Raw genomic sequence first — 25,404 nt, forward strand, 5'->3', positions numbered from 1 at the left:
TGATTGTGGTTGGGTAAATAAAGGAGATACTCAATGAGAACCCTAGAGTTGGAAATAAACTGGCTTTTCTACGTGTTTACTTTGTCGTTGATCTGGCTTGGTAATGAGCTGTTTTCTATCTTGGCTATTCCCTCATCATTGTTGCAAATAGTTACATTAATTTTACTGTTGTTTACTCTAACAACATTGGCACTATCATTAACTGGAAAGCGTTTTCTTCATATAGATAAAGCGGGAGTTAGCTATAACTTTTTTGGTAAGACTCATTATATCCATGCGGAACATATTCAGGCGATTAGGTTACGCTCCTTAGGTGTTTTAAGTATCCCAGAAGTGTATCTTGATGACGGTCGTGTCATTCGCTTCTTTAGTTGGAAAATGAATAGTGATGAGCTTTTAAAAGCAGAAAGCTTGATTAGGTAAGTTGAAGCTGTGCAGGTGAAAATTTCACCTGCTCCAAATAATGACGCTTACTTCTCGTTAAGCCAAATAGCAGCTTGCTTTGCAAAGTAAGTCAAAATACCATCTGCACCAGCACGCTTAAAGGCGAGTAAAGATTCTAGTACGACAGGTTTTTCAGCCAACCAACCATTGTCAATTGCAGCCTTATGCATCGCATATTCACCACTGACTTGATAAGCGAATGTTGGCACCCCAAACTCATCTTTAACGCGTCTGACGACATCTAGATATGGCATGCCAGGTTTTACCATCACCATATCGGCACCTTCTTGTAAATCCAAAGCCACTTCACGTAATGCTTCGTCAGAATTAGCAGGATCCATTTGGTAGGTTTTTTTGTCTGCACCTTTAAGGTTGCCCGCAGAGCCAATTGCGTCACGGAAAGGGCCATAGTAGCTTGAAGCGTACTTGGCAGAGTAGGCCATAATACGAGTATGGATAAAGCCACACTCTTCAAGTGCTTCACGTACAGCGCCAATTCGGCCATCCATCATATCCGATGGTGCAACAACGTCGGCACCGGCTTCTGCATGAGAAAGCGCTTGCTTGACCAGTACTTCTACGGTTTCTTCATTCATGACATAACCGTGTTCATCCAAGATACCGTCTTGGCCGTGCACTGTGAATGGGTCTAGTGCAACGTCAGTGATCACACCGAGCTCGGGACATGCTGCTTTGATTGCACGAATGGCTTTTTGTGCAATTCCTTCTGGATTGTATGCCTCTTCAGCGAGCAATGTTTTTTGCTCTGCTGGTGTTACCGGGAACAAGGCGATAGCAGGAATACCTAGCTCTACTAATAGTTTGGCTTCCTCAACTAATAGATCAATAGATAAGCGCTCAATACCTGGCATAGATGGGATCGCTTCACGTTTAGACTCACCATCAAGCACGAACACTGGATAGATTAAATCGTTAACCGTTAGCGTACTTTCGCTCATTAGACGTCTTGAAAAATCATCGCGGCGCATTCTACGCATACGAGTAAGGGGGAAAAGATCGAGTCCTGATTGAGCCACGTTAGTTCTCCTGGTTAGGTTTGAAAGTAACAACGCGATTACGGCCTTGTTGTTTTGCTTGATACAAGGCTTTGTCTGCATTGTCCGTATAAAGTTGTGGGTTATGCGGATCGCAAACCACAGCGCTGTATATACCAGCGCTAGTGGTCATATTTAATGTGTTTTCCCCAAGTTTGATATTGAGCTCTTGGGTTGCGATTCTTAATCGCTCAGCTACTTCACGTGCGCCATCTTCAGCTGTATTTGGGAGAAGTAAAATGAACTCTTCACCGCCATAACGGAACACTTCGTCATGCGGTCGCCGTAAGTGTGACTTAATTAAATTGGCAAATTCGCAAATAGCCTGATCACCAGCCAAGTGGCCATATTTATCGTTAATTTTTTTGAAGTGATCGATATCAAAAATGACGAGGCTCAGTACTGTCTGTTCCCGTCTTGAGCGTCGTACTTCCATTTGTAAGCGCTTATCGAAGTAACGACGATTTTTCACTTTAGTGAGTGGGTCTTCCATGTTCATCCGTTCTAGTTCTCGATTTTTATCTTCGAGTTCTCGTAACGTGACTTGTAGCTCAAAAGTGCGTTCCTCAATATTGGATTCTAAATCATATTGTGCTTGTTCTTGGAGTTTGAGCTTCTCTTTTAATAAGGCATCTTCAGCTTGGGTATGCGCCAATCGTTGTTGTTGCTTAACCAGCTTTTCGTCTCTTTGAAAAATGTAAAGGCGTACTAGTAAATAGCTGAGTAAAGTCGCTTCTATCGCAAAAATACCAAAGTACCCCAAGTGATTTAAAAAGCTTCCAGACTGAACACCGAGTTCAACTGTAAATGGGTAGCTGATCACAATAAAGTGGCAAAGTGCAATCGCAATTAAGATATTGCGGTTTTTATTGCTAAATCGGGTAAGTATGTAGATAAGTATTAGTGCGATAATAAAACTGATACTTTGAGCTAATAAAAGTGACTGAGAAACTGGCAGAAAAGCGGTTATTACGAACAAACTCACTATGACCGCAATGATTCTTTTACGTGTAAGCAGAGGGTGAGCGAGTAACCTTCTTTCTGCGCAATAACTAGCAGTAGGCAACAGTAGTATACTGAGCAGCAAAGTCATGACACCTTGGCCATACTGCTGGAACCACTGCCAAGTAGAATACAAGTAGCGGTAGCCAAAGCCATAAATATGAGCGTTAAATAGCCAGATTATAGCGATGAATAAAGTTGCGCATAGAAAGTAACTTCTTTTGGTAACAAAATAAAGTGTGGCATTAGTTAAAGCGAGTGCTAATACAAAGCCTGCTAAAATCCCAAAAATAAGATTAAATTTACTCTTAAATTGAAGGTATTCGTTAGGCTCCCAGATAGCAATAGGTGCATTGAACACACCATCATCATTGATTTGCAAATATAAATGGCTTTGCGTTTGTGGCTGTAGCTCAAGTGGAATGACTAACGACTCATATTTAAGTGGTCGTCTTATCAGTGGTAGCGCATCACCCATATCAAGAGTAAATATAGGATGGTTTGGTTTAACATGATAAGCAGTCACCGCATCAATGAGGTTATTGTTTATACTGACTAACACCGGTGTGAGAGCGTTATTCGCGTTGTGTATTGTAATCTTTAACCATAAAAATTTCTCAACAGGCCGGAGGCCTTTTGGAACTTGAATGCTTTCATGCCATTCGGCTGGGGCTGCAAGTAATTTAGCTAAAGAGGCGTCTTCACTCAGTGTATAACTTAACTTTATTTGGTGCTCTACCTTAAATGACTCAGAAATAGTCACAGTAGAAAATGCGGCGGAGCTGAATAACAATAAAAGTAAAGATAACACAATGCGCATTATTGGTTTTACCTCACAAACAATTGTTTAAAATTGGTAGTGGTTGTGGATATAACTTCTGAAATGGGACATTGTTTTAAGCGTGCAATTTGCTCAGCTACATAGGATAAGTACATTGGTTCATTGCGGCGAGATTTAGGTTTTGGGTTAATTGTTCTTGGTAGTAGGTACGGCGCGTCTGTTTCCAAAAGTAAACGGTCAAGAGGTATGTATTGAATGAGCTCTTGCAGCGTTGTGCCTCTACGTTCATCGCAAACCCAGCCTGTGATGCCAATCATTAGTCCGTAATCTAAGTAATGGCGCAGTGCGGTACGGTCACCAGTAAAACAGTGTAGTACTCCTTGAACTTTAACTTCTTGCAGTAGCGCAAATAGCGCATCGTGCGCATCTCTTTCATGTAGATACACTGGGTAGTTAATAGCTTCTGCTAGCTGCAGTTGCGTCAAGCACACGTTTTGTTGTATTGGCCTTGGTGAAAAGTCGCGATTAAAGTCCAAGCCACATTCACCAACAGCAATAGCCTTGTTGCTACTTTTTAAAAGAGTGAGGAGGTCATCGTAGAGCGTGTCAGGTGCATCTTTGGCATCGTGTGGGTGGACACCTGCTGTACAATAAAGTTGGTATTGCTCAGCGAGTGAAATACTTTGCTCGCTGCTTGTTAAATCGCAGCCAATTGCTAGCATAGATTCTATGCCTGCTTCTTTGGCTCTAGTAATTACCTCGGCCAAGTCGGATGAAAATTGCGAGCTGGTGAGGTTTACACCAGCATCGATCATCTTGTCCATTAGTTAACTCGTTTAACTCGCGTTGTGCGGTTTGAACCCGCTTTTTTCATCAAAAATGAGCCGAAAGAAGCACGCTCAATAATTAATGTGTCGCCCTCGTTGGCAAAAAAGGTCTCTGATGAAACTTGTCGCCATACTTGGCCATTGTCTAGAGTGAAGACCATTTTATTACGGCCTTGGGTAGAGGTTTTAACTAGTTTAGCCGTAATTTCTTCGATTTCTTCGCTTGCTGCTTTAACTTTATGCTCTAAGCCAAAACCATCTTCTTTCGACTCTATTTTTTCTACGCTTCGCGCTTCACTTACCTTATTTTTACTTGTGATTGCTTTGCCAGACTGCGCTTCAGTGATTGGTTTATTTGCAATCACATTGTCATAGCACATGAGCCGCTTAAAATCATTCTCAATCAGGGTACAAGCTTGTAGAGCCTGTGTATTGATCGGCTTTGCAGCGCAAAGAGAGGTAAAGCCAACTGCAAACAGTATCATGGTTTTTTTCATTCTTCTGACTCCTGTTGTTGTGGTTTAGTGCTATAAAATCTGGCTAGAATGAGCCCCAACTCAAACAAGAGTAGCATAGGTAGTGCCAATAAAGTTTGAGATAGAACATCAGGGGGGGTTAAAAACATTGCGATGACAAAAGCACCAACGACAACATAAGGCCGTTTCTCTTTTAAACTCGCAGGGGTTGTCATACCACTCCAACATATAAGCATGATGGCAACGGGAATTTCAAAGGCGATGCCAAAAGCAAAAAATAGCTTCAGGATAAAGCCAAGATAACTGCTAATATCTGGTGATAATGTCATCATCTCCGGTCCCACACTGGTAAAAAAACCGAGAATGATAGGCATGACAACAAAGTAGCAAAAGGCAATCCCGCCATAAAATAGTAGTACACTAGAAAGTAATATCGGTATAAGCATCCGCTTTTCATGCTTATATAAGCCTGGTGCGATGAAGCCCCACACTTGATGTAAAATAAATGGCACTGCAGCGAATAACGACACGAATAATGTTAGTTTAAAGGGGGCAAAAAACGGTGCTGTAACATCTGTTGCGATCATTGTTGTATTGCTAGGCAAGCTATTTACTAGCGGCGCCGCAACAAACGCATAGATATCATTGGCGAAATACACCAAGGAAACAAAGATAACGAAAACGCTCATTAACGCTCTCATTAAGCGGTTTCTTAACTCAACAAGGTGAGCTATAAATCCACTCTGGGCTGATTCTGTCATGTAACTTGACTCGTACGAATATAATGTCAATTGGATAAGAGAAAAGGTACTGCTTGGATGTCTAAATATCCAAAACTTGAACCCATTCTAACTATCTAACTGGTAGATTGATTAGTCTTTATTTTTATTATTTTCGGTTGATTTATAAGAATGTCTGACTGATTCAGCCGCTTCCTGTAATTCTTGAACGGATTGCTTGAGTTCGGGGGCCAAATCTTGCATTCCCTGTTGTTCCGCTTTCTTTAAATTATTATGTAGCTCGTGAACGCGTAACTCTTCACTTACTTCAGCTTTGACTGAATTAGCGACAGACTTTACCGTTTTTATCCATCTCGCTACGGTGCGGATTGCAACGGGAAGACGTTCAGGGCCAAGTACAATTAGACCGACGATAAGAACGACCACTAACTCCCACATACCCATGTTGAATTACACCTTATCTTTTTCTTTCTCTGATACAGGTTGTGCTTGCTCAGTTGTTGTATTTTTTAACTTTTCTGGCTCAGAGTCGGTCGCAGTTTGCTCATCCGATACCGCCTTTTTAAAGCCTTTAACTGCACCGCCTAAATCACTACCAATACCGCGTAGTTTTTTAGTTCCAAATAACAAAACAATGATGGCTAAAATAATAAGTAATTGCCAAATACTGATCCCACCGAATCCCATAATAACTCCATTGATACTTACTGCTTATGAATAATGATTATACGCCTAGCGAGCAAAAAATCACCCTGTTTTACGCCATGCGCCAATAAATACTAGCACGGCAATAATCGCAAGTAGGCTACTTGCGACAGGTTTGTCAAAAATAAAGCTCAATCCCGATATTATTGCAAAACTACTCGCTGCTAAGCCTAACAACAGCGGCTTTGTAGCAGTATCTGCTTTTTGTGTGACAGGTGGAGGTGGGCGGCGCTTGAGATTTTGATAAATCAAATCTGGCAGTTCAGGCATTTTTTCAGCCCAAAATGGTAAGTTTGCATATAGCTTTTTCGCCACCGCGAAAGGGCCTACTTGCTCTTGTACCCAATGCTCTAAAAATGGTTTTGCTGTTTTCCACAGATCTAACTGCGGATAAAGCTGACGCCCTAGACCTTCTACATACAGCAGGGTTTTTTGCAATAATACTAATTGTGGTTGCACTTCCATGTTGAAGCGCCTTGCCGTGTTAAACAAATTCACTAGCACATGGCCAAAAGAGATTTCTGCAAGCGGCTTGTTAAAAATAGGTTCGCATACGGTGCGAATGGCAAACTCAAACTCTTCTACGCAGGTATCTGCAGGAACCCAGCCAGAGTCCACATGAAGCTGTGCCACCTGACGATAATCACGATTAAAAAAGGCGATAAAGTTTTCGGCCAAATACCTTTTATCTTCACGGTTTAAGGTGCCGACTATGCCGCAATCTATGCCAATGTACTTAGGGTTATGAGGATTTTCACGAGCGACAAAAATATTGCCAGGATGCATATCTGCATGGAAAAAACTGTCACGGAAGACCTGTGTGAAAAAGACTTCCACGCCGCGCTCGGCCAGCAATTTCATATTGGTGCCTTGCGCTAACAAGGCTTCGGTGTCTGAAACCGGAATACCGTAGATGCGTTCCATCACCAGCACGTTTTTACGTGAATAATCACTATATACCTCAGGGATATACAGTGAATCTGAGTCTTCAAAGTTGCGTCTGAGTTGAATTGCGTTCGCGCCTTCTCGCATCAAGTCTAGCTCGTCGAGTAAGGTTTTTTTGTATTCCCTAACAACTTCCACTGGGCGCAGACGTTTTCCTTCGCTGAGTAAATTGACAACGATTTTAGCGAAACGCTCCATTAAAGAGAGATCGGCATGGATTTGTTTTTCGATATCGGGACGAATAACTTTGATCACGACATCCTTCAGATCTTCTTTGTGTTGTAGCTTGGCAGCATGCACTTGCGCTATTGAGGCTGAAGCCAGCGGTTTTGATTCAAATTCAGCAAAGTATTCATGAATATCGTCGATTTCTAGCGCTTGTTCAATGAGCTTTTGTGCCATCGCGGGGTCAAATGGTTGAACTTGATCCTGCAAAAATGCAAGTTCTTCGGCAATGTCTGGTGGCAGTAAATCTCGACGGGTCGAAAGCATCTGGCCGAACTTGATCCACACCGGCCCCAAAGTTTGTAGTGCCAGACGTAGGCGTGTGCCTACTGGTTTGTCTTTATGTTTGTTGCGCAGCCAAAACAAACTTGCTCGAGCGAGTTTACCGTACCAAGGCTGCTTATGCGCAGGGACGATTTCGTCTAAACCATAGGTTAAAAATGTTTTGGTGATCTGATGCAAGCGAAGTAAAGACAACCTAATTTCCTTTGTTCTGCTGAAGTAATGCGCTGAGGCGTTGATTTAAGCTTTCGACTTGATTGTTTAATGTTCTCACTTGCTGCTTAAACTGTTGAAACTCGAGCGGGTGAGGCGCAACCTTCAACTCATCTTGAAATAACCCAGTTAGTGTTGCTTTGGCTACCTGTCCATCTTGCTTTGCGCGATGCGCTAACTTATGAAAGGTATCTACGGCAACTTGTGCGGGCCCATCACCAACATATTTGGCGAGGTGTTCCGCCCAATCAATATCAAGTGTTGCTAATGCATTACTATATAGTTGTGCGAGCGCCAAATCCCCTTCAAGATCGAGCTTATCTTGACGGATAAGCGCAGTGAGTTGGCTTGGATCTTTGAGCTCAAGCAAGGTTGGTAAATCGGCACTAATTGAACAATCGGCTTCGCCATCAAAAGGACATAAAACGTGAATGTTAATGCCTGTGTAAGTAATAGCTAAACAAGTATTTTGATCTCGAATATCAACACTGAGCACTTTGTGTTGGCCTTTACTTAGCACATGCTTTAGCTCAGGTGAGAGTTTAAGACCTTTGTTTAAAGCCGTCTCAAGTACGGCGCCAAGTAATGAAGCTAACACAGCAACTCCTAGAATTTAAAGCCGCGATGAAGGGCGACGATGCCTCCGGTCATATTTTGGTAGTCAGTTTGTTCAAAACCGGCTTCATCCATCATGGATTTTAGCGTTTCTTGATCTGGGTGCATGCGAATAGATTCTGCAAGGTAGCGATAAGACTCACTGTCATTTGCAACTAATTTGCCCATTGCAGGTAATAGTGTAAATGAATACATATCATACAGCTTTGCCAGCGCTTCATTATCTGTCTTTGAAAATTCAAGTACCAGTAAGCGTCCACCTGGCTTTAGTACTCTGTACATTGAGCGCAATGCTTTATCTTTATCAGTTACGTTACGTAAACCAAAGGCAATAGTGATGACATCAAAAGTATTATCGTCAAATGGCAGCATTTCTGCGTTCATTTGAACGTATTCAATATTGCCAACAAGTCCCGAGTCGCGTAATTTTTCGCGGCCTACTTTAAGCATTGAGTCGTTAATATCACCTAAAACAACTTGTCCTTTATCACCAACTAATTCGCTAAATCTTGCGGTTAAATCACCCGTACCGCCAGCAAGATCAAGTACTTTGTGACCAGCGCGTACACCTGAGCAGGCAATAGTTTGACGCTTCCACAAACGATGGATACCGAATGACATCAGATCATTCATGATGTCGTATTTTGCAGCTACAGAATGAAATACGTCTGCAACCATAGAGGCTTTTTTGTCGGTCTCGACTGTTTTATATCCAAAGTGGGTAGTATTGTCTTGTGACTCTTTCATGTGGGTTCCATCATTACTCTGCAACTATGCTTGCTAGTGTACTTGATTGGTAGCCGTAGGTGCAATTTCTTATCCGTGTTGTATTGTTGAAAATGCAAACAAAAGAGGATATTGCGGATCAGTGACTAATATAACAGTGTTGGCCGAGAGAATGTGCCTTCTGCGCAGCATAACCTGCACGTTTTGCCAACACATTAAAGTCTTGCTCTGGTGCAAGTTGGGCTATCCCAAGGGCCAGAGACACATTGGGTAATGGAATTTTCCCTTTCGCGCTGACAAACTTTAATCGCTCAACACCTTTACGCACTTTTTCCGCGATAACACTCGCGGTATCTAAATCTACATCGGCAAGGATAACCGTGAATTCTTTTTTACCTGTGCGACCAGGTAAGCCGCTTTCAACGACATAACGTTTGATATTATTGGCGATACGATTAAGCACAACTTCACCCACAACATCACCAAACCGCGTTGAAAACTCGTCAAGGTTATCAACTTGTATAGAAAGCGCACAGACGGATTTTTGCTGCGATTGCCATAGGGACACTTTTTGATGAAGATAGTGACGCTTATAAAGACCCGTTTGTGGGTCTAACAAGTGTTGTTTACGTAAGTCGAGTAGTAACTTTTGATTACGTTCATAATCTAAACGCGATTTTATTAACGCTTGTTTAAATTGTTTGTGCTGTTTTAGCAATAGCTCAGTTTGTTTGGTGAGTGTTGATAGTGCGCGCTTACTCTTTTGAATGTTGTGTTCATCTAAATTATGTACACATTGACTGACTTGTTGGGCAAAGCGAATAACCTGCTTTTGAGAGGTTTCTGCATTTTCGTGTAATTCAGTCACCAAAGAATCAACACCTTCAAGCAATTCAGATTGTGTTTTTTGTCCTTGATCTAGAAACTGATAGTAGAGTTGCTCAATGAATACACAGTCTATTTTTGTGTGCGCTTTGATGGCTTTGTTGATGGCACAGTCGAGATCTTTGTTCGTGGCGCTAATATGGGTATAAGCAACCTGATAATTTAAAGGCGTGGGCGGCAAATGATGTTGCTCTAAAAACAGGCACACCTGTGTCATTTTTTCTTGGGCAACAGCCATGGGATCATGGAACATCATTTCATTTACCACAACAATTAATTATCAAACGTTAATGAACTACCACCAACTCCATCGGTGTAACTCTTGTCCTAATTGCACTAGACCTACATTAATCTGTATCGTCCGAATTTAAAAGTAAAAAATTTGTCTTTGAAATAGAAAATTTACATTTTTTTGTTGAATTGCTGATTTTCTCATCAATTTTTACTAGGTTGAGTAAATTGTATTCGATCTGAGATATTCGTGATTCTGTCGAATTAAGTTGCATCTGTTACGGGACTCTCCTACTTTGACTAGCAGAAAGTTCATTTCACCATAACAAAGCTCAGAGCGATGGATAATCATTATTTTTTGGCTATTTTATCGCGAGCTGAGTAACAACAACGTATCGAGGAAGTCAGCGTGTTATCACCAAAATTAAAGCTGTGGACTAAGCGTTCAAGCGTCGCCGTTTATTTAACTGTCGCCTTATCAGGTTGTGCTATTACCGGAAGTGACAATAACGCTGAGTTTACTCAAATAGCTGGCAGCGTTATGAAATTTAGAAGTGATAACAATGCCTATGGTCGCAGTGATACAAAAGTAGAGTTTCTGCTACCAAACCTCAGTGCAGAAAAGTTGGCGACCACAAATCAGCAGCGTCTACAGTTTTTGGCTCAGCTCGACAATATCGACACTTCAGCGCTAAGTGAGGAAAATCAAATCAATCTCACTATTTTGCGTGCGCAAGTGCAGAATAGCGTCGATGAATATCGTTTTCATAGTCACTATATGCCGCTCACCTCTGAATATGGTTTTCATTCCGGTCTGTCTTTTATGATCTCGAGTCATGACTTTAAGAAACGTGCTGGTTACGAGCTATATTTAGCACGTTTGCAGCAGGTTCCTCGTTATTTCAAGCAAAATATCGACTGGATGAAAGAAGGTATGGCGATTGGTCTGACTCAGCCGAAAGCTGTGCTTGAAGGTTATGAAAGTTCTATCGAAGCCTATATCGTTGATGATGTGACAAAATCTGAGTTTTATGGCCCGTTTACACAAAACCAAGCGGGTTTACCTGATGCTGAATTTAAAGCGCTGCAACAGCGTGCCAAAAAGATTATTCAAGGTGATGTGATCGCTGCATATCAAAATTACCTTAATTTCTTTGTCAATGAGTATCGTCCTGCGGCTAGAACTGAAATTGGAATTTCTTCGACACCAAATGGTGAAGCGTTTTATGCGAATCGTGCTAAATACTACACCACCACGAATATGACGCCAAAAGAGATCCACGAGCTTGGTCTTAAAGAAGTGGCTCGGATCCGTGCAGAAATGGAAAAAATCATTAAAAAAGTAGGCTTTAAGGGGTCTTTTGCCGACTTTGTGCAGTTCTTAAGAACCGATCCACAGTTTTATGCTAAAACCCCCGAAGCGTTGCTTAAAGAAGCTGCATATATAGCAAAGAAGATGGATGCCCAGCTACCTAAGCTATTCCATACATTACCAAGAAAGCCATACGGTGTCGCTCCAGTGCCTGCGAGCATTGCACCTAAATATACAACCGGGCGTTATTCGGGTGCACGTAGCGATACTGACGCAGGCTATTATTGGGTAAATACCTACGCTCTGGATAAGCGCCCGTTGTATGTATTAGAAGCATTGACTCTACATGAGGCCGTGCCTGGTCACCATTTGCAGATCTCCTTGAATGCCGAGCTTGATTATCTACCGGAATATCGTCGTAACGAATATATTTCTGCTTTTGGTGAGGGATGGGGGCTATATTCTGAGTTTTTGGGTATCGAAGCCGGGTTTTATCAAGATCCTTACAGTGATTTTGGTCGCTTAACCTACGAGATGTGGCGAGCGGCTCGTTTGGTTGTAGACACTGGCATGCATATGTTTGGTTGGAGCCGCGAGCGAGCGATGAACTTTATGAAAGACAACACTGCATTGTCCTTACATAATGTTAAAACGGAGACTGATCGTTATATCTCTTGGCCGGCTCAAGCGCTGTCATACAAAATTGGTGAACTAACCATTAAGCGGCTACGTCGCAAAGCAGAAAAAGCACTGGGCGATCAGTTTGATATCCGTGAGTTTCACCATCAAATCTTACGTCATGGTTCTGTACCATTGTTTGTGCTTGAAGACCAAATCGACAAATATATTGAAACCACGATGAATCAAGCACGTAAGTAATCGAGATTATCCATTTAATAAAAAAGCCCAAAGTAAAGACGTTGGGCTTTTTTATTTTATTAGCCTAAGCTAGTTTAGTTTACAAAACTAATGATTAGCTGATACACATCATCAGTCGTTCGGCATTTATTGGCATTAATGATGAGCTGTTCACCTAAGTGCAGCGCTCGCTGTTGTGCCGCTAAGCGTGCATCTTCATCTTCAATCGCATCTATGTCCGCAACATGTGCGAGACCAATGGTGCGGCGGATCAATTCACACCCACAATAACCAACCGCGTCTTGCAATACCTTAGTGAGGAAGTATTCCGCGTAGCCATCTGCTTGCAATGACAGGTCGCGTGTTTGTGTTTTTGCCAGTTCAAGCCAAGTAACATAGAAGTTAGATAGGGTGGTGGCGATACTATCGAGTAAATACACTTGCATATTTCGACGTTTTGGCAGAGCGTTAATGCGAGCATGTTGGGCACAGTAGTTGAGCAATAAATTGCCGATAAATGAGCCTAAATCAAAGCCAATGGGGCCAAAAAAGCCAAACTCTGGATCGATTAGCTTAGTGTGCTTGGCATTGACGAAAATACTACCAGTATGGATATCACCGTGGAGCAAGGCTTCTGGTGCATTGAGAAACTGGGCTTTGAGCTTTGCCACTTCAACTAATAACGTCTTATTGTTTCTTAGCATTTCCACAGACGATTGCAATGCGGCTGGAAAGTTGTTTCTTTCAGCATCGCGGTATGGGTCGTCGAAGAACAAATCTTCAGTGATTGCGCACAGCTCAGGATTAGTAAACTCGGTGACTAGGGCTTTCTTTTCACTCGGTGTTAAGTAAAAACTTGAGTGATAAAAGCTGGTTTTTGCTAGGTAATTTGCGACGTCTTTGCTGAGTCTTGCAAAGGTGTTCGCTTGGTTTAATTCACCGCGCAAAATGCGTAGATGACCAAGATCTTCCAACACAGTTACCGCAAGCTCTGTATTGTGGTGCAGCACTTTTGCTGTGGTATCTGGGCAGATCTCACCATGGCGTTGTAACACACTAGCTTCAATTCTGGCTCTGTCTAACGTCAGTGGCCAGCTCTCACCCACACATCGAGCGTAAGGCAAAGCTTGCTTGACGATGATGCTATTTTCTTGCGTATCTTGCACGCGGAAAACCAAATTCAGATTGCCATCACCAAACTCATAACAAGATAAGGTTGCATCTTTATCAAAGAAACTTCCTAAATTAGTAATGTAATCAATAACTTTTTCTGCATCAAATTCAATGTAGCTCGACATGTTTCTGCACCTTGTGGATATTTGCTATTAGCATTCTATATTTTTAAATGTTTAGATGTCTATACTTCTTTAGATCTTGATGTAAAATATCATTAGTACACTTTGAAAGAGCGGGATGTCATGAAAACCTTAATTGCACGTAGTCTTAAATTCGAATCGGGCGTGGTACAGGTATTGGATCAATACTTACTGCCACATCAACAGGTGTGGCATGAATGCCGCGACGTTGCGACGATGAGCGAGCTAATTCTGACACTTAAGGTTCGCGGCGCTCCGCTTATTGGTTTAGCGGCAAGTTTGTTAATTGGTTATCTTGCCGAACAGGGAGAAGGTAAAGACACAATTGCCCGTTCGATAGATGAACTTGAAGCAACACGCCCCACAGCGGTGAATTTAATGTACTGCATGGCGAGATTGCGTGAAGCGTTACGGGCGAATGATTGGCAACAACAAGTGATCACAACCGCTGAACAGTTATTTGAAGAAGACACTGCGCTATGCGACCGTATGGCAAGCATAGGTGCAGAGCTTGTGAATGCGGGAGACAATATTCTTACCCACTGCAATACTGGCGCACTGGCAACGGCAGGTGTAGGCACCGCACTTGGCGTAATTCATCATGCTGCAAAACAACATGGTGACATTCATGTTTGGGTTGATGAAACTAGGCCACTGTTACAAGGTGGTAGGCTCACCGCGTTTGAACTAGATGCATGGCAAATCCCATACACGCTAATCTGTGACAATATGGCTGCGAGTTTAATGGCGGCGGGTAAAGTCGATAAAATCTTTGTGGGGGCAGATAGGATTGCGGCAAACGGTGATTTTGCGAATAAAGTCGGCACTTATAATCTAGCAGTGTTAGCCCATTTCCATAATATTCCTTTTTATGTGGTTGCTCCGATCACAACATTAGATAGCAGCTGTCCAAATGGCGCAGCCATTCCAATTGAACAACGTGCCAAAAGCGAAGTAACTGGTGTCAGTGGCAGCTTTGGTGATTGCCAATGGGCATCCAACAATGCTGAGGTATATAACCCTGCATTCGATGTTACACCAGCGAGTTTGATCACCGGATGGGTGTTGGATACGGGGTTATTTACGGCTGAGGATGTTGCCAAGGGAGAATTTTTACAAAGTTAAACATTTGTAAATTATACAACTACCTAAGTGACTAAACTCTTGTTACAATGTACCCATTAAAGTGATGACTATTTTTAATAATAATGGAGAAGTTATAACAGGATGAAAAAGTTACTTATTTTAATTCTTTCCTTGATGGCGACAGCTGTGTTTGCTCAGCAAGACATACCGTTGGAGGCGTTTAGCAAAGGTAGTGAGTTTTCAAGTGTAAAAATATCACCAAACGGTGAATACCTAGGCTTTATCACTAAAGCTGAAGGAAAAAGTATCTTGGGTTTTCTAGAACTTGATGGATTTAAGGTTATTCATGCCGTGAGATTCAACGGTAATGCCCAAGTTGGTCGTTATGAGTGGGTTAACGACAACCGTGTAGTACTTGAGAAAGAGTATATCCGAGGGTGGCGAGATCACCCTGAGTATCATGGCGAATTATTTGGTGTAAATGTTGACGGTAGCCGAGGGAGATACTTAGTTGGATATCAAGGTGAAACTCAAACCGGATCACGACTGAAAAAAGCGACACCTCTGTATGGCACTTCCTACATCCTTGACCCTTTGGTCAATGATGAAGATAAAATGCTGATCGTGACTTATCCGTGGTCAGGCTCTAAGGAGCCAGTAACTGTGGTATACGAAGTCAACGTCCATTCAGGTGTTAGACGAAAAGTCTCTATATCTCCGCGTAGGATGGGGCGTTTTTTGACAGATCATCAAGGGGAGGTGAGAGCTGTTGCTTCGACTGATGATAATGGTAACACATCTGTATTTATAAAAAATACAAAAGATAGTGACTGGAAAGAGTTAACACTAGCACAAGATCTTGATGACTATTGGCTACATGGTTTTGATGAATCGGGTAAATTGGCGTATCTATCCGCTGCAAAAGCAGGAGAGCCGCGAGGGGTTTATCAACTGACACTGGAAACTGGCAAGCTCAAGCATTTTTTCCAAGACAAATTAGTTGATCCATCTAAAATATGGCGTGATCCGGTTAATCAAACTCCTTTCGCAATTGAGCTCGATCCGGATTATCCGACGTATGCGTTCGTAGATCAAGATTCAATATGGAGCCAACGACTAAAGTCGCTTATAGCTTCAATACCGGGGAATCAGATCCGCATAGTAAGTGGTACTCGAGATGGCAGCAGAGTTATCGTTTTTGCTGGTAGTGATATTAATCCTGGAAATTACTATCTATTTGATAGCAAGAAAAATCAACTTGGGTTATTAGTCGCAAACCGTAGTTGGATTGATCCTAATAGTATGTCAACGATGGAAGCCATCAGTTTTAAAGGACGTGATGGAATTACTATTCACGGGTACCTCACCACACCACAAGGTAAAGAAAAGAAAAACCTTCCTTTGATTGTTATGCCGCATGGTGGACCTCACGGACCAAGAGATTATTGGCAGTTTGACCCTGAAGTGCAAATGCTCGCGAGCAGAGGTATGGCTGTATTACAAATTAACTTTCGAGGGTCAGGTGGTTATGGAGATGCATTTGAAGAGCTTGGCTATAGAAAGTGGGGCAAAGAAATTCAATATGACATCATTGATGGAACCCGTGACTTAATCTCTAAAGGTATCGCTGATAAAAATCGGATTTGTATTATGGGAGCGAGCTTTGGTGGTTATTCGGCATTGCAAAGCGCAATATTAGAACCAGACTTATTCCAATGTGCTGTAGGTGTGGTTGGCGTATATGATTTACCACTGATGTTTGAAGAAGGTGATATTGCTCAGCGTAGTTCAGGGGTCGCATATTTAGAACGTGTACTTGGCACCGATGAAAAGCAGTTAAAGGAATTTTCTCCAAGCTATAATGTCGAGAAGCTTAGGGTTCCAGTCCTTATCGTACATGGTGGTGAGGACCAAAGAGCGCCAATTGAACAAGCGGAATCTTTAATTGATGCACTGAAAAAGGCTGATAAGCCTTATCAGTATTACTTACTTGAAGATGAAGGGCATGGTTTCTATAAACCGGAACATCGTCTGAAATACTTTAAGAAAGTGCTGGCATTCTTAGAAAAGCCCATGCAGTTATAGTAATAAAGTACAATAATAGCCAGCAATTGATGCTGGCTATCATATTTCTCAACTAACACCTTCAATACTTATCTTATTCGAACTGAGCAAAGCTTTTTAAATTCAAGAACAGTTTAAAATCACGCCACATGCTAGGTGAAATCACACATAATCGGTTATGCTTTATCCAAAGCTTAGCCATTCATTATGACAGCTTCAAATGCTCACGATGCAGATTAATTTTCTTGTAATAGAGCGCAATAGGCACTACCGATTATATAAATTAATAAGGGAATCGATGTTTTCACAAACCGTTCAGTTGCAGCCAGTAAACATCTTGCAAATAGTTTTTACAGTGGTTTCGGTGTTAGGAGTGATTTTAGTCTGGAAAATGGATAGATATCGAGGCGTCTTATTTCTTTTCATATATTATTCTATCTTAATGATATTTAATTTATATGAAGAAACACGAGGTCAAGATGGGTATATAGTAACTCCCATTTTTACACTAATTAAAGGGCCAATAGTCTACTTTTTAGTTAGATGGATAATTAATGAAAAGCCTATAGCTTCTAAATTAAAGTTTCTGCATGTGGCACCTGCAATTTTAGCATTACCCTTCACGCAACATGTCCAGCTTATTATTTTGATTGCTACATTTAGTCAAATTACCTACTTAATTGCTTCTTTAAAGCTAATAAAGCGATATCACTCCATATCAATGGCCGTCCGCTCTGACGCACTGTCATTAAAGTTAGATTGGGTTAACAAGATAATTTATGTTTTCTTTATCTTTGCTCTAGTAGATCTTTTAAGGTTAAATTTGCAGCCATTTAACGCCATTGAGATAAAGGCTGGTTGGTATTTTATTGATGTATTGGTGGCGCTGCTTTTGATGTGTTTTCTAGTAGTTAAAACTGCTCATCAACCTGAGCTATTTGATGATATGGTTCCCTATGAAGACTTGAAGGTGAAAGTTTTAGAATGTGAACAACAATCTAACTTAAAATTAGCACAACAATTATGTGAAGATATTACAAAAGTAGTATTAGAAAAAGAGCTTTATAAAAAGCCAAGGTTATCACTAATAGAAGTTGCGAATGAAACAGGTTTTAAGTTGAAAGACGTTTCTTGGTCTATAAATTTTGCCACAGGTTATAACTTTTGTGAATTCATTAACAACATGAGAGTCAATGAAGTTAAGAAACAAATTGTTCTGCCACAAGAATCTCACAAAAGTATCTTAGAAATAGCTTTTGATTCAGGTTTTAACTCAAAATCTGTTTTCTATAGTACATTCAAATCTACGGTAGGAATGACTCCTAGTAAATACCGAAGTTCACAAAAACAGTGAGTTAACCGGTCCTATTTAGTCCCAAATCATGATTTGGGAAGACAGAACTAATTAAAAAACGGATAGTGTTGTAAATTCGATTTGACTACCAAGTGCACCAGCCGTCTCCAATGCTAATTGAAGGCTGCTTCAATGCTAGTCGTAAGATAAACACTATTTTGTAGGTTTTATATGTTCAAAACTATAGCCGTTACACTTTCCTTTGCTTTTTACACCTTGCTTTTTTCACCTCCAGCATTAGCTGATCATTACACTGTTTTTATCACTAAGAACAACCCCAGAATAGCGAAAGTTAAAGCAGTTCTTTTCCCACATGGTCATGTTATTTCCATGAATGAGCAAAATGTTCATGGTTTGAAAAATGGCTGGGGAGGATTTGTAAGAAACCTCACAGTATTAAATTCAGATGGAGAAACTATTCAGATTTCTGAGGTTGAAAATAGTAAATGGGAACTAATTGGATACGAAAATGGAAAGATTACTTTGTCATATGATGTCGTTTTAGGACACGACACAGTAATTCCTAAGATAAAATTTGGTGATAATGGAGCTGCTTATGCAACAGAAGATGGTGTAATGTGGGCTGGACGTGCTCTATTTATTGCAGGGAAGCCAAGTAAAAAAGTAAATATAAAATTTGAAACCCCCAATTCTTGGGCCATTACTACTCCTTGGGAAAGTGTTAATGATAGTACAACTGAATTCTACGTGGAGGGGACGAGTGATCTGCAAAACTCAGCATTCTTTGCGGGTGAGCATACTCAAGGTTCTTTTAAAGTAGGAAATGTACAACTAAGAACGGCTTTTTCAGGTGAATATACTCGTAAAATGGTTGACGATATAAATCAGAAAGTTGACCAATTTTTTCAATATTACGGAGCTCAATATCAATCACCTTTAAAATCTAGAATGGTTCTTATAGTTTCAGATCGTAATGATGGAGGAGGGGAGGTCATGGGCAAAGCAATATCAATATCGGTAGGTCCAGCTGACAAAAAATTTTTAGATAAAAGTAGCAAAATCCCCTTGGGTATTTCACGGCTAGTTGCTCATGAGCTGTTTCACGGTTTCGCATTCAATCAGTTAGAAGTTGATGATAAAGGTGATAAGTCCGCATTATATGAATGGTTTAATGAGGGGTTTGGAGCTGAGTATGCTTCTCAACTTGCACTATTAAGAATAGGTATAAAAAATGAGTCTGAATTTTTAGATGGTATTTTATATAGAATGAAAGAATATGAAGCTGAAGCCGATGGAAAGTTAACTCTGATTAGTGCTGGTGCTGATAAGTCTGATAAATCTACCACTGTTTATTGGGGGGGCATGATTGCAGCTCTTACTCTTGATTTCAAAATCCGAGCCAAAAGTGAAGGGAGACGAAATTTAGATGAGCTGTGGAGATATTTACTACAAAACTATCCAAGAGGTGGAAAAGAGATGAATTTGAATGAGCTATATAAATCAGTAAGTAAATTATATGGAGAATCAATAGCCTTAGAGTTTAAGGATTATGTAACAGTTCCTAATGTTATTCCATTTTATGACGCCGCGAAATTAATGGGGCTGAAATATAATGGTAGGAAACTGCTCAGAGATAGCTTAGCTACTAAAAGTCAGAAATTGTTATGGGAAGAATTTGTTTTAGGGAAAGGAAGTAGTTTATAGATCTAACTTTGTTGAATTTATAATTTTTATTTTTAGTGTGGTGTTGAGATAAGTTGATTTTTAAATGTGTTAGTCCTTTTTAAGTGAAGTAGGTGGCTCGTCATGAATTTAAAATTCTGCTTTTGTGTTTGGTTTTATAAAATTAAGTGAGCGATTATATTTTTATGAAAGAAAGATCGATTTTAGATGTGAGAATTCAACATAACGCGCCAAAAGTAAAGGAGTTTATTGATTTACGATGTATCGTAGGTTGGGAAAAACAAGATACAAAGACAGCTTCAAAAGCATTGGCAAACACCTTGTTTCATGTCGTTGCAAGATTAGATTCAAAGCTTATAGGAATGGGAAGAGTGATTGGTGATGGAGCTATGTTTTATTACATTCAAGACGTAATTGTCGACCCTAAATATCAAAGTATGGGAGTTGGAAATTTGTTAATGGAAAAAATTGAGATGTATTTATCAGAAAATGCAAACGCTGGAGCTACAGTAGGACTTTTTTCCGCAAATGGTAAAGAAACATTCTACAAAAAATATGGATATTTAGAAAGGGATGGTAGTCAGTTAGGTTTTGGTATGTGCAAGTTTTTATAATAAAAATGTTTTTTATTTGGGGTTTTAATGGTGGCTTGTGCAATGTTTGAAACTAAAATATTTAATTTTTTTGGTTTTGTTTTTATTAGCTTTTTTGTTTCAAGTTATTTGTTTGCTGCTGAAATATACCCAGATGTTACTTGGCTTCATTACAAATCTCCAGAACAGGCTGGCTTTACTTCAGAGCGATTAGATAAAATTAAAAAGTTTTACAATAAGAAGTCCTTCTCAGCGCTTTTAGTAGTTAAAGATGGCGCCATTGCTATAGATTGGGGGGAGAATGACCGAAGGTTTCCTATACATTCGATTAGAAAGAGCTTATTGAGTGCACTATATGGGATTCACTCTAGTTCTATCAACTTTCAAGCAAGCCTTGCAGATCTAAACTGTAATGATAACTCATTGCTGACTGATCAAGAACTATCAGCAAAGGTTTTTGATGTTATATCGTCTCGGTCTGGAGTCTACCTTCCTGCAGCCGCCGAAAATAATGAAATGAGATTAAACAAGCCAGCTAGAGGTAGTTATAAGCCAAGCAAGTATTGGTGGTATAACAATTGGGATTTTAATGTTGCAGGTACTCTGTTTTCGAAAATTACTGGAGAGGAAATTCTTGGGTCAATTGCAACTCAATTGGCAGCCCCTTTACAGATGCAAGATTACCGAGTTACAGACGGATATTATGTAAAGGCTGAGTCTGAACATTCAGCTTTTCAGATTAGGATGTCATCCCGCGACTTAGCTAGGTTTGGTTTATTATATGCTAGAGGTGGGGTTTGGAATGGCAAACAGTTGATTCCTCATGAGTGGGTTGTTAAAAGCACTAGCGCTATAAGCAACACGAATATGGGTGATAAATACCCTCCTTATTTCGGCCTTATGTGGTGGGTTGAAGAAGATGGTAGTTTTAGTGCCAGAGGGAATGGAGGGCATACTTTAGCTGTTTACCCTTCTCTAGATATGGTGGTGGTTTTACGTACTGACACATATTTGGAACACACGGTTTCTGCCAAGTCAATTCATAAAATGCTCAGCGGCATTATTTCTATTTCGAAGGGTCAACAGCATTCGAAACCGAGTTTGATTACTGAAACACAACAAGAGGCTGATAAAAAACAGATCCCTGAACTATATCGATTTAATAATGCAAGCATTGCTTTAGATAATGGGCTTTTAGTTAGCATCAACTTCAAAAATGAGACTTTATTTGTTGATTGGGGAACGGGAAAATTTGAACTTAGTTACTTGAATAATAATCGTTTTATTATTTCTGATCTCCATGAGCCACTAGAAATTGAAGTAAATGATGTTGGTGAGCTAATTGACATTAAAACACCTAAGTTGTTTTTTATACAAGCAGCAACAGCTGCTAAATATGATGATTTATTAATCGCGGAAAGCTGGGTTGAAAAAGCCATTAAGATGAACCCTAACTCGCCAATACCTTATGTAAACCTGGCCAAAATACAGATTGAAAGAGGTAATAAAGAAGGTGCAAAAGAAAACCTACAAAAAGCCTTATCTATTGAGGTTAATAACAAGCAGGCAAAAAAGCTTTATCAGAAAATATTATTAAATCAGTATTTTTTTCCTGGTTTAATGATTTCGATACTAGTTGGATTTTATTTAAGGTCGTATAAAGGTAAAGTGTGATTTTAACTTTGTTTTTATATTTTTAGTTGGTGGTGTGTTAATTTTGATCTTTGTGGTTTCGGGTTGGTTCTCAAGAGATAATTGTGTAAGGTTTTTAAATGAAATATATTGTTGTTTTTATAGTTTTATTAATTCTATCTTGTAATGTTGCTATATCAAATGAGGGATTGTCAAATTACGAAGTGGTAAGTGAAAAGTTTAATTACTACTCGGCTTCACATAACGAAAATAGAGTAATACTAGTTAGTTTGCCTAAAAGTTACGCGTTGGATAAAAAAAGGAAGTACCCTGTCTTATATGTTTTAAATGCAGAGAAAAACCATATATTGGCGACAGAGATTGCAAGCTTCCTTGCATCAAAAAATCAAATTCATGAAATGATTGTGGTTGGTCTGCCTAGTAAGGATAATTACTTTAATGAGAACCTTCCTTTTCTAAACTCAGAGTCATACACCATTTCCGAATTAGCAAAAAAGCACGAAAAATTTATAAGAGATGAAGTCACGCAATTTATAAGTGAAAAGTTCAGGATAAACAATACCAAGTTTATAGCTGGGCACTCAATGGCTGGCCTATTTGTATCATACTTGTTTTTGCAAAACCCTACTGGCTACAATGGACACATTGCAATTAGTCCTGCATTTCACCATGCTAAGCAATTTAGTAAGAAGTTAAAGCTGTACTTCACTAATTCAAGAGTTAATGAGGGAGCAATCTATTTCTCTTTAGGAGGGCTAGAGCACTCTCTAATTACAAAAGAATTTAACCACGTCGTTGATATATTCAAAAGTAATGTCTCAGGTAATTTGTATTGGGGAGCTGAAATTTTGAAATATTCTGATCACAATACAACTAGTTTTAGTGGGATGATTCAGGGTTTGAGTTGGTTATATAATGGACTTTCTCTTACTGAGGAATTTATTTCTGGTCGTTCTTTTGAAGATGTTATATTGCATTATGAAAATTTATCAAAAAGAATAGGCTACCCTATTATACCAAGAGAAAACTCTCTCCTAGGAATGGCTTCATTCTGTATGTCTAGAACAAAAGATTACAGTATGGCGAATCTACTTTTGAACCTTTCAAATCACTACTACCCTGATTCTGTTTTGAGTAGGAAATCATTTCATATATATGGGAATTGGATGAAAGGAGGATTGTCAGCTATTTCGAGTTCAACGTCTAAAGCTGATGATTTAGATGAATCTATCTTAATATCATTAGCTTACGATCGTTTAAATAGTGATGAAGTAGGAGACGCTATTGAGCTGTTAAAGTTTGTTGTTGGCTATTTTCCTAATTCGATAAATGGATTTGATAGTTTGGGTGAAGCATATGAAAAAGGAGGAGAGTATTACTTGGCTAAGCTTGCATATAGAAAAGCGTTGGAGTTGTCTATAGAGGGAGATGACCAAGAATTTATAAACATAGAAAAAAGAAATATTGCGAGAGTTAAAAAACTAAGCACGAAAGTATTACAGCAAAGTAAGCTATGAAATCGAAACTTAATCAAATGGGAAAAGACGTCGTAGGAATATATGCTAGTGTGATTATTTGGAGAAGCTGACCGTGTTCTGCACTTGGTGTTCATGACTATATGATAACAAGACCCTAAAAAGGTGTTAGATCATTCAGTTTAAGGTAATCAATACACAAACCATAATTGACAGTGTAGTTTAAAGGTGCCTGGGCTTGAACTCAGAGTGTGTTCAACGAGCGGAGAGGCCTGAAATGGTATCAATAACGGCTGGACAACTAAAGATAAACATCGTCTTACAATGTTGATTCAACGGTAATAGGGGTTATACATGATTAAAGGTAGTTCTAAAAGAAAGAGTGTGGAAGATAAAGGAAAATCTAAAATTACCTTTTATTTTTTGTTTGCACTTTCAATTGCTACTTTTCTATTTTTTATGATGCCGAACTACAATAATGGTGATAATTTGTTCCCATTAATTGTAGTGTTTATAGCATATTGTGTAGGTGGGATAGGTATTTACTTTTATGTTTTTTATCCTTCTGGAAGTAGGTTGGAAAAGTAAAGTGTATATAAGTTGATGTTTTTTAATTTTTATATTGATTATTTTAAATTTTATTAATAAGAAAGGGTGAAATATTATGAGTGCTAAAAAAGGTGTTATCTTATTGGCTATAGGAGCTACTATTTTCTTCAGCACGGCACTAGCGCACCTTTCTTGTATTTACTTTGGACCTCAGTGTTATTCATCACAGATGGCTCCCCCCGAGATTATCGAGTCTGCAATGAAAGGGACTCTACTAGCCCCAATCGGAACAACTCTAGTGTCTGCGATATTCATGGTGCTTGGGTTGTATGCATTATCTGGTGCAGGGCTATTGCGCAAACTTCCTTTATCGAGGTTTTGTATTTATCTAATTGCGTTTGTATGCATTATCCGAGGCGTTTTACCTATTCAATTGTATTTTCGCTATCCTGACAAAACAAGCAACATTGTCTTATCCATTGGTATTACTTGGTTGCTAGTTGGCTTGTTATGTTTTTTCGGATATAGAACGGTAAATAAGCAAACAGTCGGACACTTTGATAAAAATAAGGAAGAAGCAAGGTAATTTATTGATTATGATTCATAAAATGGTAAGTGTTACGCATTTTTCGACTAGGCCGATTAAGGTGAGTTTACTTTTGAAATGATTGAAAGTATTCACAAGATGACAGTCGCGAATTCAAGTTTGAAGTGCATCGCTCGCAAAATTAGGCTGCTTTTGCCTAATTCATCGAATATAACCGCTTGTTGTCTAAACCCTGAACATTTTCTGGGCCTCGTATTGAGTGCCCGTTATCTATTCAGGGCTCCACCTTTTTCTAATCCTAACTCAACAAACGCAATGGGGGATTGGTGCATTTAGCTGCAAGTCGTTTTCGTTTATGCACTGTTGAGTGGGCGATTTCAGTCAAATAATGACATCGAATACTATTGTACTATGACTCACTTTTAGCTTGTTTCTATCACCCTATAAAACTCATTGCGTAAACAAGCCTTAACTTGGTATCTGCTCTTATCTTCTGGCGATTACAGAGTACCACCAACAAGCAATTGATGCTTTCTCACCCTTTAATCATGATTGATGGATTTATTATCTGAATTCGCGAGCTATTTCCGTACTCCGAAATGGCTTATAGGCTTAATGTGTAACTCCCCCAAAAAATGAAACAGTTCATAAGTAGAATTTTCCATTAACTAAAATAGGAAAATTTACGATGAGAAAAAGCAAGTTCACCGAAACCCAAATTGTCAGCATGATCAAGGAAGCTGAGTCAGGTATTCCTGTGCCAGAAATTTGCCGCAAACATGGCATCGGCCAAAGTACATT

The 25,404-nt window shown here is 39.7% G+C and carries 24 protein-coding genes; 12 read left to right on the forward strand and 12 right to left on the reverse strand.

What is annotated here, in order from left to right:
* Positions 1–33 precede the first annotated feature (33 nt).
* Positions 34–423 carry a hypothetical protein gene (locus ABMY45_RS13680; RefSeq protein ID WP_174170239.1) on the forward strand — a complete coding sequence of 130 codons (390 nt, stop codon included), beginning with the start codon at positions 34–36 and terminating at the stop codon, positions 421–423.
* A gap of 47 nt (positions 424–470) precedes the next feature.
* Here ABMY45_RS13680 and hemB read toward each other — a convergent pair whose 3' ends face one another.
* The 11 genes from hemB to ABMY45_RS13735 all read right to left on the reverse strand — a co-directional run bounded on the left by hemB (position 471) and on the right by ABMY45_RS13735 (position 10,177).
* A complete protein-coding gene (gene hemB / locus ABMY45_RS13685) occupies positions 471–1,481 on the reverse strand; it encodes a porphobilinogen synthase (RefSeq protein WP_174170240.1) in 1,011 nt (336 codons plus the stop codon).
* Position 1,482: 1 nt separating this feature from the next.
* Positions 1,483–3,321, reverse strand: a complete 1,839-nt coding sequence (locus ABMY45_RS13690) for a diguanylate cyclase (RefSeq protein ID WP_174170241.1) — start codon at positions 3,319–3,321, stop codon at positions 1,483–1,485.
* 8 nt (positions 3,322–3,329) lie between these two features.
* Positions 3,330–4,106: a TatD family hydrolase gene (locus ABMY45_RS13695; protein WP_174170242.1), complete on the reverse strand. Its 777-nt coding sequence runs from the start codon at positions 4,104–4,106 to the stop codon at positions 3,330–3,332.
* The gene (locus tag ABMY45_RS13700) at positions 4,106–4,606 is read right to left on the reverse strand and encodes a hypothetical protein (RefSeq protein ID WP_010606881.1); all 501 of its coding nucleotides are present in this window, start codon (positions 4,604–4,606) and stop codon (positions 4,106–4,108) included. Before ABMY45_RS13700 ends, ABMY45_RS13695 begins: the two co-directional genes overlap by 1 nt.
* Positions 4,603–5,346 (reverse strand): twin-arginine translocase subunit TatC, encoded by a 744-nt coding sequence (gene tatC, locus ABMY45_RS13705; protein WP_010606880.1) that lies wholly within the window; start codon positions 5,344–5,346, stop codon positions 4,603–4,605. Before tatC ends, ABMY45_RS13700 begins: the two co-directional genes overlap by 4 nt.
* A 111-nt stretch (positions 5,347–5,457) precedes the next feature.
* Positions 5,458–5,769, reverse strand: a complete 312-nt coding sequence (gene tatB, locus ABMY45_RS13710; RefSeq protein WP_010606879.1) for a Sec-independent protein translocase protein TatB — start codon at positions 5,767–5,769, stop codon at positions 5,458–5,460.
* Between the two features lie 6 nt (positions 5,770–5,775).
* Positions 5,776–6,012, reverse strand: coding sequence for a Sec-independent protein translocase subunit TatA (gene tatA / locus ABMY45_RS13715; protein ID WP_010376470.1), 237 nt, complete (start codon positions 6,010–6,012; stop codon positions 5,776–5,778).
* Positions 6,013–6,072: 60 nt separating this feature from the next.
* Positions 6,073–7,677 carry a ubiquinone biosynthesis regulatory protein kinase UbiB gene (ubiB, locus tag ABMY45_RS13720; RefSeq protein ID WP_211867286.1) on the reverse strand — a complete coding sequence of 535 codons (1,605 nt, stop codon included), beginning with the start codon at positions 7,675–7,677 and terminating at the stop codon, positions 6,073–6,075.
* Between the two features lies 1 nt (position 7,678).
* On the reverse strand, positions 7,679–8,293 hold the full coding sequence (locus tag ABMY45_RS13725; protein WP_211867284.1) for an SCP2 sterol-binding domain-containing protein: 615 nt from the start codon (positions 8,291–8,293) through the stop codon (positions 7,679–7,681).
* A gap of 8 nt (positions 8,294–8,301) precedes the next feature.
* Positions 8,302–9,057: a bifunctional demethylmenaquinone methyltransferase/2-methoxy-6-polyprenyl-1,4-benzoquinol methylase UbiE gene (gene ubiE, locus ABMY45_RS13730; protein WP_010376465.1), complete on the reverse strand. Its 756-nt coding sequence runs from the start codon at positions 9,055–9,057 to the stop codon at positions 8,302–8,304.
* A gap of 118 nt (positions 9,058–9,175) precedes the next feature.
* Positions 9,176–10,177 (reverse strand): GGDEF domain-containing protein, encoded by a 1,002-nt coding sequence (locus ABMY45_RS13735; RefSeq protein WP_010376464.1) that lies wholly within the window; start codon positions 10,175–10,177, stop codon positions 9,176–9,178.
* A gap of 384 nt (positions 10,178–10,561) precedes the next feature.
* Between ABMY45_RS13735 and ABMY45_RS13740 the strand changes: the two genes are divergently transcribed.
* Positions 10,562–12,343 (forward strand): DUF885 domain-containing protein, encoded by a 1,782-nt coding sequence (locus ABMY45_RS13740; protein ID WP_010606875.1) that lies wholly within the window; start codon positions 10,562–10,564, stop codon positions 12,341–12,343.
* 74 nt (positions 12,344–12,417) lie between these two features.
* Here the strand turns inward: ABMY45_RS13740 and mtnK are convergent, their stop codons facing one another.
* On the reverse strand, positions 12,418–13,620 hold the full coding sequence (mtnK, locus tag ABMY45_RS13745) for an S-methyl-5-thioribose kinase (protein WP_349289014.1): 1,203 nt from the start codon (positions 13,618–13,620) through the stop codon (positions 12,418–12,420).
* A gap of 120 nt (positions 13,621–13,740) precedes the next feature.
* Between mtnK and mtnA the strand changes: the two genes are divergently transcribed.
* From mtnA to ABMY45_RS13795, 10 genes are all read left to right on the forward strand, one after another.
* Positions 13,741–14,763 (forward strand): S-methyl-5-thioribose-1-phosphate isomerase, encoded by a 1,023-nt coding sequence (mtnA, locus tag ABMY45_RS13750; protein ID WP_349289015.1) that lies wholly within the window; start codon positions 13,741–13,743, stop codon positions 14,761–14,763.
* Between the two features lie 102 nt (positions 14,764–14,865).
* The gene (locus tag ABMY45_RS13755) at positions 14,866–16,809 is read left to right on the forward strand and encodes a S9 family peptidase (RefSeq protein WP_349289016.1); all 1,944 of its coding nucleotides are present in this window, start codon (positions 14,866–14,868) and stop codon (positions 16,807–16,809) included.
* Positions 16,810–17,086: 277 nt separating this feature from the next.
* On the forward strand, positions 17,087–18,142 hold the full coding sequence (locus tag ABMY45_RS13760; protein WP_010606871.1) for a helix-turn-helix transcriptional regulator: 1,056 nt from the start codon (positions 17,087–17,089) through the stop codon (positions 18,140–18,142).
* Positions 18,143–18,313: 171 nt separating this feature from the next.
* Positions 18,314–19,807 (forward strand): hypothetical protein, encoded by a 1,494-nt coding sequence (locus ABMY45_RS13765; RefSeq protein ID WP_349289017.1) that lies wholly within the window; start codon positions 18,314–18,316, stop codon positions 19,805–19,807.
* A gap of 164 nt (positions 19,808–19,971) precedes the next feature.
* Positions 19,972–20,400 (forward strand): GNAT family N-acetyltransferase, encoded by a 429-nt coding sequence (locus ABMY45_RS13770; protein WP_174170250.1) that lies wholly within the window; start codon positions 19,972–19,974, stop codon positions 20,398–20,400.
* Positions 20,401–20,442: 42 nt separating this feature from the next.
* Positions 20,443–22,053, forward strand: coding sequence for a serine hydrolase (locus ABMY45_RS13775; protein ID WP_349289018.1), 1,611 nt, complete (start codon positions 20,443–20,445; stop codon positions 22,051–22,053).
* A gap of 98 nt (positions 22,054–22,151) precedes the next feature.
* Positions 22,152–23,549 carry an alpha/beta hydrolase-fold protein gene (locus ABMY45_RS13780; protein WP_349289019.1) on the forward strand — a complete coding sequence of 466 codons (1,398 nt, stop codon included), beginning with the start codon at positions 22,152–22,154 and terminating at the stop codon, positions 23,547–23,549.
* 312 nt (positions 23,550–23,861) lie between these two features.
* Complete coding sequence (locus ABMY45_RS13785; RefSeq protein ID WP_349289020.1) at positions 23,862–24,095, forward strand: hypothetical protein; 234 nt, start codon at positions 23,862–23,864, stop codon at positions 24,093–24,095.
* A 76-nt stretch (positions 24,096–24,171) separates the two neighbouring features.
* Positions 24,172–24,642, forward strand: a complete 471-nt coding sequence (locus ABMY45_RS13790) for a hypothetical protein (RefSeq protein WP_010606865.1) — start codon at positions 24,172–24,174, stop codon at positions 24,640–24,642.
* A gap of 649 nt (positions 24,643–25,291) precedes the next feature.
* A partial coding sequence (locus ABMY45_RS13795; protein ID WP_349289022.1) for a transposase occupies positions 25,292–25,404 on the forward strand: 113 nt, incomplete at its 3' end.

Origin of the sequence: Pseudoalteromonas sp. XMcav11-Q, assembly GCF_040104525.1 — a bacterium.
Taxonomy (GTDB): Bacteria; Pseudomonadota; Gammaproteobacteria; order Enterobacterales; family Alteromonadaceae; genus Pseudoalteromonas.

Bases quoted from the DNA above. Each gene is read 5' to 3' on its own strand.
- tatB (WP_010606879.1), bottom strand. From the start codon at position 5,769: ATGGGTATGTGGGAGTTAGTGGTCGTTCTTATCGTCGGTCTAATTGTA.
- ABMY45_RS13785 (WP_349289020.1), top strand. From the start codon at position 23,862: ATGATTAAAGGTAGTTCTAAAAGAAAGAGTGTGGAAGATAAAGGAAAA.
- ABMY45_RS13695 (WP_174170242.1), bottom strand. From the start codon at position 4,106: ATGGACAAGATGATCGATGCTGGTGTAAACCTCACCAGCTCGCAATTT.
- ABMY45_RS13765 (WP_349289017.1), top strand. From the start codon at position 18,314: ATGTTCAAAACTATAGCCGTTACACTTTCCTTTGCTTTTTACACCTTG.
- ABMY45_RS13770 (WP_174170250.1), top strand. From the start codon at position 19,972: ATGAAAGAAAGATCGATTTTAGATGTGAGAATTCAACATAACGCGCCA.
- ABMY45_RS13760 (WP_010606871.1), top strand. From the start codon at position 17,087: ATGTTTTCACAAACCGTTCAGTTGCAGCCAGTAAACATCTTGCAAATA.
- ABMY45_RS13790 (WP_010606865.1), top strand. From the start codon at position 24,172: ATGAGTGCTAAAAAAGGTGTTATCTTATTGGCTATAGGAGCTACTATT.
- ubiE (WP_010376465.1), bottom strand. From the start codon at position 9,057: ATGAAAGAGTCACAAGACAATACTACCCACTTTGGATATAAAACAGTC.
- ABMY45_RS13700 (WP_010606881.1), bottom strand. From the start codon at position 4,606: ATGAAAAAAACCATGATACTGTTTGCAGTTGGCTTTACCTCTCTTTGC.
- tatA (WP_010376470.1), bottom strand. From the start codon at position 6,012: ATGGGATTCGGTGGGATCAGTATTTGGCAATTACTTATTATTTTAGCC.
- mtnK (WP_349289014.1), bottom strand. From the start codon at position 13,620: ATGTCGAGCTACATTGAATTTGATGCAGAAAAAGTTATTGATTACATT.
- ABMY45_RS13680 (WP_174170239.1), top strand. From the start codon at position 34: ATGAGAACCCTAGAGTTGGAAATAAACTGGCTTTTCTACGTGTTTACT.
- ABMY45_RS13690 (WP_174170241.1), bottom strand. From the start codon at position 3,321: ATGCGCATTGTGTTATCTTTACTTTTATTGTTATTCAGCTCCGCCGCA.
- ABMY45_RS13755 (WP_349289016.1), top strand. From the start codon at position 14,866: ATGAAAAAGTTACTTATTTTAATTCTTTCCTTGATGGCGACAGCTGTG.
- tatC (WP_010606880.1), bottom strand. From the start codon at position 5,346: ATGACAGAATCAGCCCAGAGTGGATTTATAGCTCACCTTGTTGAGTTA.
- mtnA (WP_349289015.1), top strand. From the start codon at position 13,741: ATGAAAACCTTAATTGCACGTAGTCTTAAATTCGAATCGGGCGTGGTA.
- ABMY45_RS13735 (WP_010376464.1), bottom strand. From the start codon at position 10,177: ATGATGTTCCATGATCCCATGGCTGTTGCCCAAGAAAAAATGACACAG.
- ABMY45_RS13775 (WP_349289018.1), top strand. From the start codon at position 20,443: ATGTTTGAAACTAAAATATTTAATTTTTTTGGTTTTGTTTTTATTAGC.
- ABMY45_RS13780 (WP_349289019.1), top strand. From the start codon at position 22,152: ATGAAATATATTGTTGTTTTTATAGTTTTATTAATTCTATCTTGTAAT.